Origin of the sequence: Streptomyces sp. NPDC089919, from assembly GCF_040684615.1 — a bacterium.
In the GTDB taxonomy this organism is placed as follows: Bacteria; Actinomycetota; Actinomycetes; order Streptomycetales; family Streptomycetaceae; genus Streptomyces.
This window is the reverse complement of record NZ_JBFBGK010000005.1, coordinates 19,378-36,954: the sequence shown is the minus strand read 5'-3', so window position 1 is coordinate 36,954 and position 17,577 is coordinate 19,378. Positions and strand designations below refer to the sequence as shown.

The following is a 17,577-nucleotide window of genomic DNA, read 5'->3' as shown; positions in this document are numbered from 1 at the left end:
CGTCAGCCGGTGCGCTCGGCCAGGATGCGCTCGATGACCAGGGCGACCCCGTCCTCGTTGTTCGCGACGGTCCGGCCCGAGGCGGCGGCGAGCACGTCCGGGTGGGCGTTGCCCATCGCGTACGAGGTCCCGGCCCAGCTCAGCATCTCGATGTCGTTGGGCATGTCCCCGAAGGCCACCACCTCGGCGGCCGAGATGCCGCGTTCGGCGCAGGCCAGGGCCAGGGTGCTGGCCTTGGAGACGCCCAGGCCGCTGATCTCCAGCAGGGCGGTCGGGCTGGAGCGGGTGATCGCGGCCTTGGTCCCGGCGGCGGCCCGGGCCAGGGTCAGGAAGTCGTCCGGGGAGAGCTCGGCGTGGTGGGCGAGCAGCTTGAGCACCGGTGCGCTGCTGTGGTCCGGGTGCAGCAGCTTCTCGGCAGCGGCGACCGAGGCGCCCGGGTCGAGGAAGAACGGCGGGTAGGCCGGTTCGTAGTTGATGCCGGTGGTCAGCTCGACGGCGAAGGAGGTGCCGGGAGCGGCCTCGCGCAGGGTGTGCACCACGTCCAGGGCGACCGGCCGGGGCAGGTCCCGCACCTCGACGATCCGGCCGCCCGCGTGCAGGTCGACCACGGCGGCGCCGTTGGCGCAGATGGCGAGCCCGTGGCCGTGGACGTGGTCGCTGACCACGTCCATCCAGCGGGCCGGGCGGCCGGTGACGAAGAAGACCTCGATGCCCGCGGCCTCGGCGGCGGCGAGGGCGGCGACGGTGCGTTCGGATACGGACTTGTCGTCCCGCAGCAGCGTCCCGTCGAGGTCGGTCGCGATCAGCCGGGGAGCCGTGGGGTGCTGGGGAGCTGAGGTCACGGGTCCATCTTCGCCCATGAGGGCGCTCTGACGTGCGCGGGGGCGCGGATGCCGGCCCCGGGGGCCCGTCCGCCGGAGCGGACGGGCCCCCGGGGCCGGACGGGTCAGCGGTCGAGCTGGGCCAGCCCCTCGGTGGCGATCTGCTCGAACACCTGCTGGTCGGCGGCGAACTGGGTGTCCTGGATCGGCCAGTGCACCACCAGTTCGGTGAAGCCCAGCTCCCGGTGGGTGCCGGCGAAGTCGACGAAGGCGTCCACCGACTCCAGGAGCGTGTTGCGGTGCGGGGTGAAGCCGGTGAGCAGGATCCGGCCCAGCTCGGCCGGGTCCCGGCCGATGTCCGCGCAGGCCTTGTCCAGCTTCTCGGCCTGGACGCGCAGGGCGGCGTTCGACTCCTCGGGGGTGCCCGACTCGTAGAGCTTCGGGTCGCCGGTGGTCACCCAGGCCTGGCCGTACCGGGCGGCCAGCTTCAGCCCGCGGGGGCCGGTGGCGGCCACGGCGAAGGGCAGCCGGGGGCGCTGGACGCAGCCGGGGATGTTGCGCGCCTCGTCGGCCGAGTAGAAGGTGCCGCGGTGGCTGACCGCGTCCTCGGTGAGCAGCCGGTCGAGCAGGGGCAGGAACTCGCCGAAGCGGTCGGCCCGCTCGCGCGGGGTCCAGGGCTCCTGCCCGAGCGCGGTGGCGTCGAAGCCGTTGCCGCCGGCGCCGATGCCGAGGGTGATCCGGCCGCCGGAGACGTCGTCCAGGGAGATGAGCTCCTTGGCCAGGGTCACCGGGTGCCGGAAGTTGGGGGAGGTGACGAGGGTGCCCAGGCGCAGCCGCTCGGTGGCCGAGGCCGCGGCGGTGAGGGTGGGCACGGCGCCGAACCAGGGCCCGTCCCGGAACGGCACCCGCCACGAGAGGTGGTCGTAGCTGTAGGCGGTGTGGAAGCCGAGGTCCTCGGCCCGCCGCCACTTGTCCCGTCCGCCGTGGTGCCAGCGGTCGACGGGAAGGATCACGGTACTGAGGTGCATGTGTTCGAGCGTACGTCGGTGACCGGCCATCGTGCCCGGGCGGCCGCGCCGGCGGACCTCGGACGGCGTACGTCAGGGCCGTCGCGACCCCTGACGAGTGGTGCGTGGCCGGGGCGTGAACGTCCGGCGGATGGCCGGGGGTCGGGGAGGTGACAGCGCGCGAACATCGGCCGATACGCCTTGGGGCGGGGAGCGCGGACTCACTAGCTTCGTTTCACGTGAAACGGTCCCTCATCAGGAGAACGCCATGACCGATGTGCCGCTCCGCGCCCACCCCGCGCGGCGCCTGCTGCAGCCCGTGATCAACCGGCTGGACCGGCGGATCGACCGGCGGCTGCGCGTGGCCGACCGGCAGATCGAGGGGCTGCGCCAGGAGCTCAGGCAGACCCGGGAGCTGCTGGTCACCCAGCAGAGCCGGCCCTTCTCCTACGACCTGCTGTACGGCAAGGACGGCCGGCTCAGCGACCGGATGCCCAGCCGCGAGACGTTCAAGAAGCTCTCCGACGAGATCGCCGCGGTGGCCGGCCGGCCCGGGGCGTGGACGGAGACCGCCCAGGCCTTCCGCACGCTGGTGGAGGTGGAGTCCCGCGGGGTGGGCCGGATCGCCGGTTCGACCGTGAACATCCTCGGCAAGCTCACCACCACACCGCTGCTGGGCCCGCCCAACGGCGACATCCTCGAGATCGGCACCCTCTACGGGCTCTTCGCGGGCGGCATGGTCCGGCAGCTGCTGCGCCGGGGGCTGGCGTACCGGCTGACCATCGTCGATCCGATCGCTCCCGTGCAGCTCCAGCCGGGTGTGGAGATCAATCGGGACCCCTCCGGCACCCCGATCACCGAGGAGATCGTCCGGGCCAATCTGGCGCTGGCGGGGGTGGCTGAGGACCGGTTGCGGCTGCACCGGGGCTTCTCCCAGGACGAGGCGGTGCGCGAGGCCCTGTCCGACCGCCGCTACGGGGTGATCGTGATCGACGGGGACCACAGCCGCGAGGGGGTGGCCCGGGACCTGGAGTGGGCCGAGCAGATCGCCGCCACCGGCGCGGTCGTGGTGCTGGACGACTTCGGCGACGCCCGCTGGCCCGGGGTGCAGGAGGCGACCGAGGCGTACCTGGCGGGCCGCACCCGGATGAAGCTGGTGGGCAAGGTCGCCACCAGCGCCTTCCTGCGCGCCGGCTGAGAGGCCCGGCCCGGCTGCCCGGACCCGTGGGGTCAGGGCAGCCGCAGGTACTCCGGTGGGACGGCGTCGGTCAGCCAGACGCCGTTCTCGCTGAGGTGGAAGACGTGGCCCGCCGCGTGCATCGCCCCCGCGGCCACGGACAGCACCACCGGGCGGCCCCGGCGGGCGCCGACGCGGGTGGCGGTCTCCCGGTCGGCCGAGAGGTGGACGTGGTGGCGGGCCATGGGCCGCAGCCCCTGTGCCCGGATCGCGTCGAGCGCGGCGGGCACGGTGCCGTGGAAGAGGTGCGGCGGTGGTTCGACCGCCGGCAGGGCGAGGTCCACCGTCACGGTGTGGCCCTGGCTGGCACGGATCAGGCCGTCCCGCACGGCGAACCGCTGCTTGTCGTTGGTGGCCACCACGTGGTCGAGCTCGGCCCGGCTGAAGGCGAAGCCGTGCGCGGCCGCCGCGGCGATCAGCGCGTCGATCGCCACCCAGCCCTGCGGGTCGAGCACCAGTCCGATGCGTTCCGGCTGGTGCCGCAGGTGTTTCGAGACGTATTTCGACACCTTCACGGTGCGGCGGGCGTCCATGGGTCCAGCGTGCCCGGCCACCGGGAGGCGGAGCACGTCATTTTCCGCGGCCCGTCCGCGAGCGCGGCTCCGGGCCCCCCTCTACCGATATTCCAAGATACGGAATATATTTTCCACTGACGTCCTGCAGTGTTGATCCGTGTCCCGCCGCCGTCCGGTTCCTGCCCGTTCCCGGCCCCGACGATCCGCCGCCGTACTCCGCCGACGACCCATCGATCAAGGGGGATCACACCCATGCCCGCACCCGCTCCGCTGACCCGCCGGGTGGCCGCCGAGTTCATCGGCACCGCCGCCCTGCTCACCGTCGTGATCGGTTCCGGAATCCAGGCCGCCCACCTCACCCTCGACACGGGGGTGGCGCTGCTCGCCAACTCGCTGGCCTCCGCCATCGGCCTCGGGCTGCTGATCGTCCTCTTCGGCCCGCTCTCCGGAGCCCACCTCAACCCGGTGGTCACCCTCGTGGCCTGGTGGAACCGGCGTACCGGCGGCGAGGGCGTGACCGGGCGCGAGGCGCTGGGCTACACCGCCGCCCAGACGGCGGGGGCCGTGGCCGGAGCCCTGCTGGCGGAGGCGATGTTCGGCCGGCTGCCCGGCGGCTTCTCGGGACAGCTGCGCGGCGGCGGCTCGCTCCTGCTCGGCGAGGTGGTCGCCACCGCCGGGCTGGTGCTGGTCATCCAGGGGCTGAGCCGGACCGGCCGGGCGCGGTTCGTGCCCGCCGCCGTGGGTGCGTACATCGCCGCGGCGATCTGGTTCACCTCCTCCGGGTCCTTCGCCAACCCGGCGGGCACGGTGGGCCGCGCCTTCAGCGACTCGTTCACCGGGATCGCCCCGGCCTCCCTGCCGGGGTTCGTCGCCGCCCAGCTGGCCGGCGGGGCCCTCGGGCTCGTCCTGTCGGTGCTGCTCTACGGCCGGCAGCGGGCCCGCACCGCCGAAGTGACCGCCATCAACACGGGCTACCGCGCGGCAAGTTGACGTCGTCCACAGCCGGAGGGGCTTATCCACAGCCTATTTGCCGGGAATTGTCGGCGATTGACTGATCGTCTGTGGGTAGCCCTGTGGGTAAGTCATTCACCCTCGAGTGGGCGCTCGGGTCCGGCCAGCCGATCCAGCGTGCGGGCCCCCAGCTCCCGCTCGGTCGCCGCCCCGACGAAGGCCGCGACGTGGTCGGGCCCCACCAGCTCCTGCACCGCGCGCACCGTCGCCGCCGGCAGGGTGACCGGCACCGGCCCGGCCGGCACCACAGGCTGCCCCGCCGCGGCCAGGTGCTGGTGCAGGTGCCGGGTGGCGAACAGCCGCATCGCCCGGGCCAGCTCCGCGTCGACGGTCTGCTGGGCCAGCGGGCGCAGCCGCCGCACCATCGTGGCCGCCTCGGCCGCGTCGGCGTCGGTCGGCGGGTGCGAGCCGAGGTACTTGGCGAAGACGTGCTCGGTGGTGAACTCCAGGAACCGCGAGGCGATGGACTCGACCTGGCCCCGCAGCTCCCGCAGGTGCCCGGTGATCGCCTGCAACGGCACCCCGGCGGCGTGCAGCTCCGCGGCCACCGCCAGCTCCTGGGGGCTGGGCACCAGGAACTCGTCCGCCCGCCCGGGCAGCCGCTCCAGCACGCCCAGCTCGACCGCCTCGTCCACCGCCTCGTCGTCCGGGACGCCGCCGAACCGGGCGTGCAGCTCCTCCCGGGAGATCCGGTCCGCCTCCTCGTCCGTCCACGGGCCGTGCACCTCGGCGACCAGGCCGAGGACGCCGCCCAGCCCCCGGCCGGCGTCCCAGGCCTCCAGCAGCTCCTTGATGGAGGCGAGGGTGTACCCGCGGTCGAGCAGGTCGGCGATCTGCCGCAGCCGGGCCAGGTGCGTGTCCCGGTAGACGTTGGACCGCCCCCGCCGCTCCGGCTTCGGCAGCAGACCACGGTCCTGATAGGCCCGGATCGTGCGCACGGTCGCTCCGCTGTGGTGCGCCAGATCCTCGATCCGGTACTCGGCCACCGCCTGCTCGGACACACGCACTCCCTACGACATGGCCGCCCGGCCGACCGCGCCCGCCGCGGCGCGCGCGGCAGGTGAGGCCGCCAGGTACTCGACCGCCCTGCGCAGCGAGCCCTCCTGCGAGGGATGGTACGACCGGCGGAAGTAGCGGGGTATGGCCGTGCCGAGCTCTCTCCAGGTCGGCAGCAGGCCCTTGGCCACCGCGCGGTTGTGCTCGCGCAGCGAATACCGCAGCCGGCCGGCCAGCCGCGGGTCCTGGCGGATCAGGTACGCCGCTCCCCAGATCCACAGCCAGGCCAGCACCGGCGCCACCACCGCCATGCCCTCCAGCCGCCGGGCGTACCGCGGCAGCCCGCTGCCGCCGCAGTGCTGGTACATGTCGAAGGCCACCGCGCGGTGTTCGACCTCCTCCGCGCCGTGCCAGCGCAACAGGTCCAGCATCACCGGGTCCGCGCCGGCCCGGTCCAGCCCCTCGGCGCCCAGCACCCAGTCCCCCAGCACCGCGGTGAACTGCTCGATCGCGGCGACCAGGGAGAGCCGGAAGCGCAGCCACTCGCCGGTCGGCACGGGCAGACCGAAGGGCGGCCGCTCGCCGAGCAGCTTCTCGAAGAGGAAGTCGACGTACCGCGTGTACGCCTCGGTGGGCAGCCGCTGCTCCGCCAGGTGGTCCAGGACGTAGGCGTGCTGGATGCTGTGCGTCGCCTCCTGGCCCATGAAGCCCTTGACGTCCTTGCGCAGCTCGGGGTCGGTGACCAGCGGCAGCCCCTCCTTGAAGACCCGGACGAACCAGCGCTCCCCGGCAGGCAGCAGCAGGTGCAGGACGTTGATCACGTGCGTGGCCGTGGGCTCGTCCGGTATCCAGTGCAGCTCGGTGCCGGCCCAGTCGAAGGAGACCCGGCGCGGGGCGATGGCGTGTCCGGTCACAACGGCGGCTCCAATCGGGCGATCGCGCGAAGGGTCCTGGGCGTGAACCGCGACATCCACAGGGCGCCGCGGGACTCGGGGGTCACCGGGACCACCGCGCGGTTCGCCACCACGGCCTCGAGGATCGCGTCGGCGACCTTCTCCGGCGGGAAGTTGCGCAGTCCGTACATCCGCGAGGACTTCTGCTGGCGGCGCTTCTCCTCGGCCGCGTCCACCCCGGCGAACCGGGCGGTGGCGGTGATGTTGGTGTTGACGATGCCCGGGCAGATCGCCGAGACGCCGATGCCCTGGCCGGCCAGCTCGGCCCGCAGGCACTCGCTGAGCATCAGCACCGCCGCCTTGGACGTGCTGTACGCGGGCAGCGTCTTGGAGGGCAGGTACGCCGCGGCCGAGGCGGTGTTGACGATGTGGCCGCCCTGTCCGCGGTCGGCCATCTGCTTGCCGAAGATCCGGCAGCCGTGGATGACACCCCACAGATTGACGTCGAGGACCTTCTTCCAGTCGGCCGCGCTGGTGTCGAAGAAGGAGCCGGAGAGCCCGATGCCGGCGTTGTTCACCAGCACGTCGACGATGCCGTACTCGGCGGCGACCTTGGCCGCCAGCTGCTCCATCGCCTGCTCGTCGCTGACGTCCGCCGTCTCGCCCCAGGCCTCCGGGGCGCCGACCAGCCGGGCCATCTCGGCGGTCCGGGCCGCGCCCTCGCCGTCCCGGTCCACGGCCACCACACGCGCCCCGGCCTCGGCGAAGGCGAAGGCGGTGGCCCGCCCGATGCCGCTGGCGGCACCGGTCACCAGCACCAGCTGGCCGCCGAAGCGGTCGGCGTACCGGCCCGTGGGGGCCGGCGCGGCGGCCGGCCCCCGGTCCTCCTGGGCCCGGACGAACTCGGTGATCCAGGCGGCCAGCTGGTCGGGGCGGGTCCGCGGCACCCAGTGCTTGGCGGGCAGCGTCCGGCGCACCAGCTTCGGCGCCCACAGCTCCAGCTCGTCGTACAGCCGCTCCGAGAGGAAGGCGTCACCGGTCGGGGTGATCAGCTGGACCGGGGCGTGGGCGTACGCGTCGGCGCGCGGCCGGCGCAGCCGCGCGCGGACGTTGTCCCGGTACAGCCAGGCGCCGTGCGCCGCGTCGGAGGGGAGCGAGTCGGTGGGGTACGAGCCCGCCGGGACCTTCTCCACGCGCTGCAGGATCCGGGGCCACTGCTTGCCGAGCGGGCCCCGCCAGGCCAGCTCGGGCAGCACCGGGGTGTGGAGCATGTACACGTACCAGGACTTGGCGCCCTGGCCGAGCAGCTGGGCGGCCCGGCGCGGGGTGGGCCGGGACATCCGCTTCTTGATCCAGTGCCCGAAGTGGTCCAGCGAGGGGCCCGACATGGAGGTGAAGGAGGCGATCCGGCCCTCGGTGCGCTTGACCGTGACGAACTCCCAGGACTGCACCGAGCCCCAGTCGTGGCCGACCACGTGGACCGGGCGGTCGGGGCTGACCGCGTCGATCACGGCCACGAAGTCGTCGGTCAGCTTCTCCAGCGTGAAGCCGCCGCGCAGCGGTACCGGGGCGGTGGAGCGGCCGTGCCCGCGGACGTCGTACAGCACGACGTGGAACTGCTCGGCCAGCCGGGCCGCGACCTCGGACCAGACCTCCTTGCTGTCCGGGTAGCCGTGCACCAGCACGACCGTCGGCCGGCCGGTCTCGCCCAGCTCCGCGACGCACAGCTCGACACCGCCGGTGTGCACCCGGCGCTCCCGGGCGCCCTTGAGAACCGCCATCGTCACGCCGCCTTCTCCTCTTCAGCCCAGCGCCGCACGTGCGGCAGGTCGTCGTCCAGCCAGTACGCGCTCTCTTCGGGGTCCCGGGAGTCGGTGACCACCAGGATCTCCTCGAACTTCGCGCCGGTGCCCCGGAAGCCCAGGTGCGGCTCCACCGCCCACAGCCCGGGCTGCGGCGGGTGGTCGGAGAACTTGTAGGGGCTCCAGAGCGGGGACCAGCCCTCCCGGTGCCCGTGCAGTGCGTCGCTCGCCAGGCCCTTCAGGGACTGGGTGCCGAAGCCGAAGGCGGTGGGGGACCAGCGGCGCTGGGCGACCCGGTCCACCTTGTGGGCGATCACGCCGAAGGGGTAGGCGCGGTGCCGGTTGGCGTACCCCTGCTTGGTCATCAGGCGCTCGACGTCCTCGTAGATCTCGCGCAGCGAGCGGCGCTCGCGGACCTGGTCGAGGATCAGCGCGCGGTGCGCCTGCAGGTCGGCCATCAGCCGGTCCTGCACCGGATTGAGCCCCAGGGAGCCGGAGTAGCCGATGTCGGCGGTGTAGCCCTTGTAGACCGGGGCCACGTCGAGGATGAAGGGCATCCCCGGCTCCAGCCGCCGGTTGGTCGGGAAGAACTGGAGCGGGATCTTGAAGCCGGTGAAGGCCGTGCGGTCGCCGAACCATGCGAAGGGCAGGTGGAACCAGTCCCGCACGCCGCGCTCGCGCAGCCAGGCGCGCTGCATCCGCGCGGCCTCCCGCTCGGTCACCCCCGGCTTGAGCTGTGCCGCGACCGCCTCCGCGCAGTCGTATGCGAGCCGTTGGACTTCCCTGAACCCGCGAAGATCGTCCCCTGCCATGCCAGCCCCGTCCCGGTAGCCGTACGCGCCGTCAACTTGACACTGATGAATGTGACAATGCATGGAGATCACGTCAAGAGCCGTGCACGGACCTGTGGAAAACCTTTCCACCGGATCCCGAGCCGGTCCTCACGTAGCCCTTACGGCCTGGCTCCCCACCTGCCGCGTACGCCTGAAGGGTGAGAGAAGGAACCCGCTACGGAGTGACGACTGGCCGGAAGCCCACCACTAACGTCGGTTCCGTGACTGTCATCGCGACCGAAAGCCTGAGCAAGCGGTACACCGAGGTGACCGCCCTTGACCGGCTCTCCCTCGACATCGGCCCCGGCGTGACCGGCCTGGTCGGTGCCAACGGAGCCGGCAAGTCGACGCTGATCAAGATTCTGCTGGGGCTCTCCCCGGCCACCGAGGGCCGCGCCGCCGTGCTCGGACTGGACGTCGCCACCCAGGGCAGCGCCATCCGCGAGCAGGTCGGCTACATGCCCGAGCACGACTGCCTGCCGCCCGACGTCTCGGCCACCGAGTTCGTCGTCCACATGGCGCGGATGTCCGGACTGCCGCCGACCGCGGCCCGCGAGCGCACCGCCGACACCCTGCGCCACGTGGGGCTGTACGAGGAGCGCTACCGCCCCATCGGCGGCTACTCCACCGGCATGAAGCAGCGTGTGAAGCTGGCCCAGGCCCTGGTCCACGACCCGAAGCTGGTGCTGCTGGACGAGCCGACCAACGGCCTCGACCCGGTCGGCCGGGACGAGATGCTCGGCCTGATCCGCCGCGTCTACACCGACTTCGGCATCTCGGTGCTGGTCACCTCCCACCTCCTGGGCGAGCTCGAGCGCACCTGCGACCACGTCGTGGTCGTCGACGGCGGCAAGCTGCTGCGCTCCAGCTCCACCCGCGACTTCACCCAGACCACCGAGACCCTCGCGGTCGAGGTCACCGACTCCGACACCCACCCCGACGGCACCCGCGCCCTGCGCGAGGCCCTGCTGGCGGCGGGCGTCACGCTGCACGCCGGCGAGGAGCAGGGACTGCCCGGCGCCGGCCACGTCCTGCTGGTCGAGGCCCCGGGCGAGGAGACGTACGACCTGGTGCGCGACACCGTCGCGGGCCTGGGACTCGGCCTGGTCCGGATGGAACAGCGCCGCCACCACATCGCCGAGGTCTTCAAGGACGGTGCCCAGGGCGCCGGCCACCGGGACCCGCAGGCCGCCCAGCGGGCCGCCGCCTGGGCCGCCACGGCCGCCCGGACCGCCGCCGACCACGCCACCGCCGCCCAGCAGAAGGGAGCCGGGAGCCATGGCGCCTGAGACCTCCACCCAGATCCACAACATCGGCTACCGCTCCTACGACGGAGCCCGCCTCGGCCGGGCCTACGCCCGCCGCTCGCTCTTCTCGCAGTCCCTGCGCGGCGCGTACGGCCTGGGCCGCTCGGCCAAGTCGAAGGTGCTGCCGATGCTGCTCTTCGGCGTCATGTGCGCCCCGGCCGCGATCATCGTCGCGGTGGCGATCGCCGTACCGGGTTCGACCGAGCTGCCGGTCAAGTACCCGAACTACGCGCTGTTCCTCCAGATGGTCATCGCGCTGTACCTGGCCTCCCAGGCGCCGCAGACGGTCTCCCGGGACCTGCGCTTCAAGACGGTGCCGCTCTACTTCTCGCGGCCCATCGAGCGCGTCGACTACGTCCTCGCCAAGTACGCGGCGATGACCTCGGCCCTGTTCATCCTCACCGCCGCACCGCTGGTGATCATGTACATCGGCGCGCTGCTGGCCAAATTCGACTTCGCGGACCAGACCAAGGGGTTCGCCCAGGGACTGGTGTCCGTGCTGCTGCTCTCGCTCCTGTTCGCCGGGATCGGCCTGGTGATGGCCGCCCTCACGCCGCGCCGCGGCTTCGGCGTCGCCGCCGTCATCGCGCTGCTGATCATCCCGTATGGCGCGGTCTCCACGGTCCAGGCCATCGCCCACGAGACCGGTTCGCCCGGGGCCATCGAGTGGCTGGGCCTGTTCTCGCCGGTCAGCCTGATCGACGGGGTGCAGACCGCCTTCCTCGGTGCCAAGTCCGGCTTCCCCGGCGAGGTGGGCCCCTCCGCCGCCGCCGGCTGCGTCTACCTGCTCGTCGTGTTCGCGCTGATCGCGGGCTCGTACGCCGTCCTGATGCGCCGCTACCAGAAGGCCGGGCTGTGACCGCCCTCCCGTCGCCCACCACCACCCCGAGAAGGATTGGGCTGCGCCCATGAGCATTCTGGAGATCGACCACGTCTCCCGCTGGTTCGGGAACGTCGTCGCCGTCAACGACGTCACGATGCGCATCGCGCCCGGCGTCACCGGACTCCTCGGCCCCAACGGCGCCGGCAAGTCCACCCTGATCAACATGATGGGCGGCTTCCTGTCCCCGTCGACCGGCACCGTGACCCTCGACGGCACGACCATCTGGCGCAACGAACAGGTCTACAAGCACATCGGTGTGGTCCCGGAGCGGGAGTCGATGTACGACTTCCTGACCGGTCGCGAGTTCGTCGTGGCCAACGCCGAACTCCACGGGCTCGACGCCCGGGCCGCCCAGCGGGCGCTGGCCACCGTCGAGATGGAGTACGCCCAGGACCGCAAGATCTCCACGTACTCCAAGGGCATGCGCCAGCGCGTCAAGATGGCCTCCGCCCTGGTCCACGACCCGTCCGTGCTGCTGCTGGACGAGCCGTTCAACGGCATGGACCCGCGCCAGCGGATGCAGCTGATGGACCTGCTGCGGCGGATGGGGGACGAGGGCCGCACGGTCCTGTTCTCCTCCCACATCCTCGAAGAGGTCGAGCAGCTCGCCTCGCACATCGAGGTGATCGTGGCCGGCCGGCACGCCGCCTCCGGCGACTTCCGCAAGATCCGCCGCCTGATGACGGACCGCCCGCACCGCTACCTCGTCCGCTCCTCCGACGACCGCGCGCTGGCCGCGGCCCTGATCGCCGACCCGTCCACGGCCGGGATCGAGGTCGACCTCGCCGAGGGCGCCCTGCGCATCCAGGCCGTCGACTTCGGCCGGTTCACCGAGCTGCTGCCGCGGGTCGCCCGCGACCAGGGCATCCGGCTGCTGACGGTCTCGCCCTCCGACGAGTCCCTCGAGTCGGTCTTCTCCTACCTCGTAGCGGCCTGAAGGAGCTGGCATCGATGTACAACCCCACGGTCGCCCGCCTCACCTACCGGGCCCTGCTCGGCCGCCGCCGCGCGCTGATCCTCTTCGCGCTGCCCGCGCTGCTCATCGTCATCTCGCTGGCCGTCCGGATGCTCAACGGCGTCGACGACGACGTCGCCTCCAGCCTGCTCGGCGGCTTCGCGCTGGCCACGATGGTCCCGCTGATCGGCGTGATCGCCGGCACCGGCGCCATCGGCCCCGAGATCGACGACGGCTCGATCGTCTACCTGCTCGCCAAGCCGGTGAAGCGGCCGACGATCATCCTGACCAAGCTGACCGTCGCCGTCGCGGTCACCATGGTCTTCTCCGCCGTGCCCACCCTGATCGCGGGGATGATCCTCAACGGCAACGGCCAGCAGATCGCGGTCGCGTACACCGTGGCCGCGCTGGTCGCCTCCATCGCCTACAGCGCGCTGTTCCTGCTGCTGGGCACCGCCAGCCGGCACGCGGTGGTCTTCGGCCTGGTCTACGCCCTGGTCTGGGAGTCGCTGTTCGGCTCGCTGGTACCGGGCGCCAAGACCCTCAGCGTGCAGCAGTGGGCGCTGAGCCTGGCCGAGAAGATCACCGGACCGGGCGTGGTCGACTCCTCCGTCGGCCTCTCGACCGGAGTGGTCCTGCTGGCCGCGGTGACGGTGGCCGCCACCTGGTTCGCCGGCCAGAAGCTCCGCCGGCTGACCCTCGCCGGCGAGGAGTAGGCCCGCACGGGCCGAAGGGGCGGTGTCCGGCGCGAGCCGGGCACCGCCCCTTTCCACTGGTGCACCGGGCGGACCGCTGGCTTCCGAGTGATGATCGGGTCATGACGCTGCACTCCGGCCCCGAACCGTCCCGGCCCGTGAGGACCTGGATCCGGTCCTCGCCCGGGACGCACGTCTGGCTGGCGGTCATCGCCTGCACCAGCCTGGTGGTGGTGATCGTGCCGGAGAGCACGGAGCACCTGCTGCTGCACCGGCACAGCAGCAACATCCACGAGCTGGTCAAACACCCCGTCCAGTCGCTGGTCGGCAGCGCCTTCTGGATCGAGAACCCGGCCTCGCTGCTGCTGTACGCGGTCCTCTTCGAGGTCTTCCACGCCCCGGTCGAGCGCTGGCTGGGCACCCTGCGCTGGCTGGTGGTGGTCGCCACGGCGCACATCATGGCCACGTTGATCACCCAGCAGGTGGTCCTCAAGGCCATCCGGGACGACCAGGCCCCGCGCAGCATGGCCCACGTGGTGGACGTGGGGGTGAGCTACGGACTGGCCGCGGCCGTCGGCGTGCTGACGTACCGGCTGCCGAACCCCTGGCGGTGGTTCTACATGCTGGGCGCGGTGGCGTTCTTCGGCATCCCGCTGCTCTCGGGGGCCACCTTCACCGACCTGGGGCACGCCATCTCGCTGGCCGTCGGACTGCTCGCCTGGCCGCTGACCCGGCACCCGGTGCACCCCCACCCGGAGACGATCTGAGGGGCCCGCGGGCGCGGCGAAATTCGCTGGTACGCACCGAAGTGCCCGGGCAGAGTGGGTGTCGCGGGGAGATACACGGTCCGGGGCGGCCACTTCGAGCGCGCCGTACGGCGCGGGCCGCTCCGGACCTCCGCTGTTTCGTCTCGGTCCGCCCGTGTTTCACGTGAAACACGGGCGGTTCCGCGTGGACGGGGGCCTCAGGCCGCGCCGAGGAGCCGTTCCAGGACCACCGCGATGCCGTCGTCCTCGTGGGAGGTGGTGACCTCGTCGGCGACGGCCTTGAGCTCGTGGTGGGCGTTGGCCATCGCCACGCCGTGCGCGGCCCAGCCGAACATCGGGATGTCGTTCGGCATGTCGCCGAAGGCGATGGTGTCGGTCTTCTTCAGCCCCAGCCGGCGCGCGGCGAGCGAGAGCCCGGTGGCCTTGCTCAGCCCCAGCGGCAGGATCTCGACCACACCGGGACCGGCCATCACGATGTCGACCAGGGAGCCCACGGCCTCCCGGGCGACCTTGGCCAGCTCGTCGTCGCTCATCCCCGGGTGCTGGATGTAGAGCTTGTTGAGCGGCGCCGCCCACATCTCGGCGGTGTCGTCGAGGTGGGTGAAGGCCAGCGGTCCTTCCTGGACCTGGTACCCGGGCCCGACCAGCACCTGGCCGTCGAGCCCGTCCCGGCTGGCCGCCAGCGCGACCGGGCCGAGCTCCGCCTCGATCTTGGCCAGGGCCAGGCCGCCCAGCTGCCGGTCCAGCGTCACGGACGTCAGCAGCCGGTGGGCGCCGGCGTCGTAGACCTGCGCGCCCTGGGCGCACACCGCGAGGCCCTGGTAGCCCAGGTCGTCGAGGATGTGGCGGGTCCAGGGCACGGCGCGGCCGGTGACGACGATGTGCGCCGCGCCCGCCGCGGTGGCCGCGACGAGCGCTTCACGGGTGCGCTCCGAGATGGACTCGTCGGAGCGCAGCAGCGTGCCGTCGAGGTCGGTGGCGATGAGCCGGTACGGGAAGGTCACTTGGAGATCGGCTCCAGGAACTCGCGGCCGCCCAGGTACGGGCGGAGCACCTGGGGCACCCGGACCGTACCGTCGGCCTGCTGGTGGTTCTCCAGCAGCGCGACGATGGTGCGCGGGACGGCGCACAGGGTGCCGTTCAGCGTCGCCAGCGGCTGGATCTTCTTGCCGTCGCGGACCCGCACCGACAGGCGGCGGGCCTGGAAGCTGTCGCAGTTCGAGGCGGAGGTCAGCTCGCGGTACTTGCCCTGGGTCGGGATCCAGGCCTCGCAGTCGAACTTGCGCGAGGCGGAGGAGCCGAGGTCGCCGGTGGCGACGTCGATGACCTGGAAGGGCAGCTCGAGGGAGTTCAGCCACTGCTTCTCCCAGGCGAGCAGGCGCTGGTGCTCGGCCTCGGCGTCCTCCGGTGCGACGTACGAGAACATCTCGACCTTGTCGAACTGGTGGACGCGGAAGATGCCGCGGGTGTCCTTGCCGTACGTGCCGGCCTCGCGGCGGAAGCACGGCGAGAAGCCGGCGTACCGCAGCGGCAGCTGGTCCGCATTCAGGATCTCGTCCATGTGGTACGCGGCGAGCGGGACCTCGGAGGTGCCGACCAGGTAGTAGTCGTCCTTCTCGAGGTGGTAGACGTTCTCCGCGGCCTGGCCGAGGAACCCGGTGCCCTCCATGGCGCGCGGGCGGACCAGCGCGGGGGTCAGCATCGGGATGAAGCCGGCCTCGGTGGCCTGTGCGATGGCGGCGTTGACCAGCGCCAGTTCGAGCAGGGCGCCGACGCCCGTCAGGTAGTAGAAGCGCGAGCCGGAGACCTTGGCACCGCGCTCGACGTCGATGGCGCCGAGCGCCTCGCCGAGCTCCAGGTGGTCGCGGGGCTCGAAGCCCTCGGCGGCGAAGTCGCGGATCGTGCCGTGGGTCTCGAGGACGGTGAAGTCCTCCTCGCCGCCGACCGGGACGTCGGAGTGGACGATGTTGCCCAGCTGGAGCAGGAGCCGCTTGGCGGTCTCGTCGGCGTCGTTCTGCTCGGCCTCGGCGGCCTTGACGTCGGTCTTGAGCTGCTCGGCCTTCTTCAGCAGCTCCGCGCGCTCCTCCGGGGAGGCCTTCGGGATGAGCTTGCCGAGGGACTTCTGCTCGTTCCGCAGCTCGTCGAAGCGGAGGCTGGAGGACCTGCGGCGCTCGTCGGCGGACAGGAGCGCGTCGACGAGGCCGACGTCCTCTCCACGGGCACGCTGGGAGGCGCGGACACGGTCGGGGTCTTCACGGAGCAGCCGGAGGTCGATCACCCCTCCAGGCTACCGGCCTGGGCTTCGGTGGATCACCTCGATAACCCTGATGCGTGGTGCTATGTCCCAATTGCCGCAAATGCAAAACCAAGGGAGCGTGGCCGGAATCGGCCCGTCGAACACCTTCGGAGCAGGGTCAATTAAAAGGGTGCCATTCCCCGAAATGGTGCAGGGAGGGGCGCCCCGTGGACGGCCGTCCGGGCCCCGGGACCCTTGGGAGGGGCGGGGTGCGGGCCCTCGGTTGTCCACAGGAATTCGCGGTGAAGCGGCGTTATCCACAGGCTGTGGGGCTTCTCTGTGGACACCAATGACGATCATTCTGCCGCGGTTCACAGGATGAATGAATCCCGGCCCAAACCCCCCTCACACACTCATTCGGGTGGGAATGCCTCGCTCCAAAGAGTTGATCAATGGTACGAGGGTGACGCTGTTCATCTCCAGGGGGTGCGGCGGCCACCTGCCCCCAGGGACCGATTTGTCGACCATGTCGTGAACCGATGTCGACTTGTCCCCAGGTCGAGAAGCAGCCCTGTGGATAACTCTGTGGACAAGTCTGTGCACAACAAAGAGGGGCGGAGGGCCCGCATCCGCGAACCGCTCCGCCCCAGGCTGCGGGGAGCGCTACGTGATCTGAGCCCGGCCGTCCAGGCAGCGGGTCAGCCAGTCTGCGGCGGCCGTGAAGTCACCGTCCGACGTCCCCGGCCGCGGTGTGCGCACCTCGGCGGCCGACACCCCGGCCCGTGGGTAGGACCCGAGGAAGCGGACGTTGGGGCAGACCCGCTTGAGGCCCATCAGGGCCTCGCTCACCCGGCGGTCGGAGATGTGGCCCTCGGCGTCCACCGCGAAGCAGTAGTTGCCGATGCCCTCGCCGGTGGGCCGGGACTGGATCAGCATCAGGTTCACCCCGCGGACCGCGAACTCCTGGAGCAGTTCCAGCAGCGCACCGGGGTGGTCGTCGCCGAGCCAGATGACCACCGAGGTCTTGTCCGCCCCGGTGGGCGCCGCGGGCCGGGCCGGCCGGCCCACCAGCACGAAGCGGGTCTCGGCGTTCTCCGCGTCGTGGATCTCGGTGACCAGCGGCTCCAGGCCGTAGGTGGCCGCCGCGAACTCGCCCGCGAAGGCGGCGTCGAAGCGGCCCTCCTGGACCAGCCGGGCCCCGTCCGCGTTGGACGCCGCCGACTCCCACACCGCGTCCGGCAGGTTGGCCCGGAGCCAGTTGCGCACCTGCGGCTGGGCCACCGGGTGCCCGGTCACGGTCTTGATCGCGGAGAGCTCGGTGCCCGGCCGGACCAGCAGCGCGAAGGCGATCTGGAGGCGCACCTCGCGGTAGATCATCAGCGGCTCGCCGGAGGCCAGCTCGTCGAGGGTGGAGGTCACCCCGCCCTCGACCGAGTTCTCGATCGGCACCAGGGCCGCCGCGGCCTCACCGCCGCGCACCGCGTCCAGCGCGGCGGCCACCGAGACCATCGGGACGAGCTCCCGGGTCGCGGCTTCCGGCAGCGTGCGGAGGGCGGCTTCGGTGAACGTGCCCTCGGGACCGAGATAGGTGTAGCGCGTGGCCGACATGCGGTCAGCCT

At 71.9% G+C, this 17,577-nt stretch carries 17 protein-coding genes; 7 read left to right on the top strand and 10 right to left on the bottom strand.

Annotated features, from left to right (window positions below):
• Positions 1 to 2 precede the first annotated feature (2 nt).
• Positions 3 to 860: a Cof-type HAD-IIB family hydrolase gene (locus tag AB0O40_RS03760; RefSeq protein ID WP_365035267.1), complete on the bottom strand. Its 858-nt coding sequence runs from the start codon at positions 858 to 860 to the stop codon at positions 3 to 5.
• A gap of 86 nt (positions 861 to 946) precedes the next feature.
• Positions 947 to 1,849 (bottom strand): LLM class flavin-dependent oxidoreductase, encoded by a 903-nt coding sequence (locus tag AB0O40_RS03755; RefSeq protein ID WP_365035265.1) that lies wholly within the window; start codon positions 1,847 to 1,849, stop codon positions 947 to 949.
• A 247-nt stretch (positions 1,850 to 2,096) separates the two neighbouring features.
• Between AB0O40_RS03755 and AB0O40_RS03750 the strand changes: the two genes are divergently transcribed.
• Positions 2,097 to 3,026: a class I SAM-dependent methyltransferase gene (locus tag AB0O40_RS03750; protein WP_365035263.1), complete on the top strand. Its 930-nt coding sequence runs from the start codon at positions 2,097 to 2,099 to the stop codon at positions 3,024 to 3,026.
• Between the two features lie 32 nt (positions 3,027 to 3,058).
• Here the strand turns inward: AB0O40_RS03750 and AB0O40_RS03745 are convergent, their stop codons facing one another.
• On the bottom strand, positions 3,059 to 3,598 hold the full coding sequence (locus AB0O40_RS03745; RefSeq protein WP_365035262.1) for an RNA 2'-phosphotransferase: 540 nt from the start codon (positions 3,596 to 3,598) through the stop codon (positions 3,059 to 3,061).
• Between the two features lie 234 nt (positions 3,599 to 3,832).
• Here AB0O40_RS03745 and AB0O40_RS03740 point away from each other — a divergent pair, with 234 nt between their 5' ends.
• Positions 3,833 to 4,570, top strand: coding sequence for an aquaporin (locus tag AB0O40_RS03740; RefSeq protein WP_365035260.1), 738 nt, complete (start codon positions 3,833 to 3,835; stop codon positions 4,568 to 4,570).
• Positions 4,571 to 4,662: 92 nt separating this feature from the next.
• Here AB0O40_RS03740 and AB0O40_RS03735 read toward each other — a convergent pair whose 3' ends face one another.
• Genes AB0O40_RS03735 through AB0O40_RS03720 form a run of 4 tightly spaced genes read right to left on the bottom strand, consistent with a single transcriptional unit; the run spans position 4,663 to position 9,094 of the window.
• Positions 4,663 to 5,592, bottom strand: a complete 930-nt coding sequence (locus AB0O40_RS03735) for a MerR family transcriptional regulator (protein ID WP_365035258.1) — start codon at positions 5,590 to 5,592, stop codon at positions 4,663 to 4,665.
• A gap of 9 nt (positions 5,593 to 5,601) precedes the next feature.
• A complete protein-coding gene (locus AB0O40_RS03730) occupies positions 5,602 to 6,501 on the bottom strand; it encodes a metal-dependent hydrolase (RefSeq protein ID WP_365035256.1) in 900 nt (299 codons plus the stop codon).
• Positions 6,498 to 8,261 carry an SDR family oxidoreductase gene (locus tag AB0O40_RS03725; protein ID WP_365035441.1) on the bottom strand — a complete coding sequence of 588 codons (1,764 nt, stop codon included), beginning with the start codon at positions 8,259 to 8,261 and terminating at the stop codon, positions 6,498 to 6,500. The genes AB0O40_RS03730 and AB0O40_RS03725 overlap by 4 nt, the downstream gene beginning before the upstream one ends.
• Positions 8,262 to 8,263: 2 nt before the next feature.
• Positions 8,264 to 9,094, bottom strand: a complete 831-nt coding sequence (locus AB0O40_RS03720) for a M24 family metallopeptidase (RefSeq protein WP_365035254.1) — start codon at positions 9,092 to 9,094, stop codon at positions 8,264 to 8,266.
• A gap of 242 nt (positions 9,095 to 9,336) precedes the next feature.
• Here AB0O40_RS03720 and AB0O40_RS03715 point away from each other — a divergent pair, with 242 nt between their 5' ends.
• The 5 genes from AB0O40_RS03715 to AB0O40_RS03695 all read left to right on the top strand — a co-directional run bounded on the left by AB0O40_RS03715 (position 9,337) and on the right by AB0O40_RS03695 (position 13,722).
• On the top strand, positions 9,337 to 10,404 hold the full coding sequence (locus tag AB0O40_RS03715) for an ABC transporter ATP-binding protein (RefSeq protein WP_365035252.1): 1,068 nt from the start codon (positions 9,337 to 9,339) through the stop codon (positions 10,402 to 10,404).
• Positions 10,394 to 11,281, top strand: coding sequence for an ABC transporter permease (locus AB0O40_RS03710; protein ID WP_365035250.1), 888 nt, complete (start codon positions 10,394 to 10,396; stop codon positions 11,279 to 11,281). Before AB0O40_RS03715 ends, AB0O40_RS03710 begins: the two co-directional genes overlap by 11 nt.
• A gap of 49 nt (positions 11,282 to 11,330) precedes the next feature.
• On the top strand, positions 11,331 to 12,242 hold the full coding sequence (locus AB0O40_RS03705; protein WP_365035248.1) for an ABC transporter ATP-binding protein: 912 nt from the start codon (positions 11,331 to 11,333) through the stop codon (positions 12,240 to 12,242).
• A gap of 14 nt (positions 12,243 to 12,256) precedes the next feature.
• Positions 12,257 to 12,976, top strand: coding sequence for an ABC transporter permease subunit (locus tag AB0O40_RS03700; protein WP_365035246.1), 720 nt, complete (start codon positions 12,257 to 12,259; stop codon positions 12,974 to 12,976).
• A 101-nt stretch (positions 12,977 to 13,077) separates the two neighbouring features.
• Positions 13,078 to 13,722: a rhomboid-like protein gene (locus AB0O40_RS03695; RefSeq protein ID WP_365035244.1), complete on the top strand. Its 645-nt coding sequence runs from the start codon at positions 13,078 to 13,080 to the stop codon at positions 13,720 to 13,722.
• A gap of 197 nt (positions 13,723 to 13,919) precedes the next feature.
• Here AB0O40_RS03695 and AB0O40_RS03690 read toward each other — a convergent pair whose 3' ends face one another.
• The 3 genes from AB0O40_RS03690 to pheA form a co-directional block, all read right to left on the bottom strand.
• On the bottom strand, positions 13,920 to 14,726 hold the full coding sequence (locus tag AB0O40_RS03690; RefSeq protein ID WP_365035242.1) for an HAD family hydrolase: 807 nt from the start codon (positions 14,724 to 14,726) through the stop codon (positions 13,920 to 13,922).
• Entirely contained in the window at positions 14,723 to 16,000 is a 1,278-nt protein-coding gene (serS, locus tag AB0O40_RS03685) for a serine--tRNA ligase (protein ID WP_365035240.1), read from the bottom strand. Before serS ends, AB0O40_RS03690 begins: the two co-directional genes overlap by 4 nt.
• 621 nt (positions 16,001 to 16,621) lie before the next feature.
• Positions 16,622 to 17,566: a prephenate dehydratase gene (pheA, locus tag AB0O40_RS03680; protein ID WP_365035238.1), complete on the bottom strand. Its 945-nt coding sequence runs from the start codon at positions 17,564 to 17,566 to the stop codon at positions 16,622 to 16,624.
• Positions 17,567 to 17,577 lie beyond the last annotated feature (11 nt).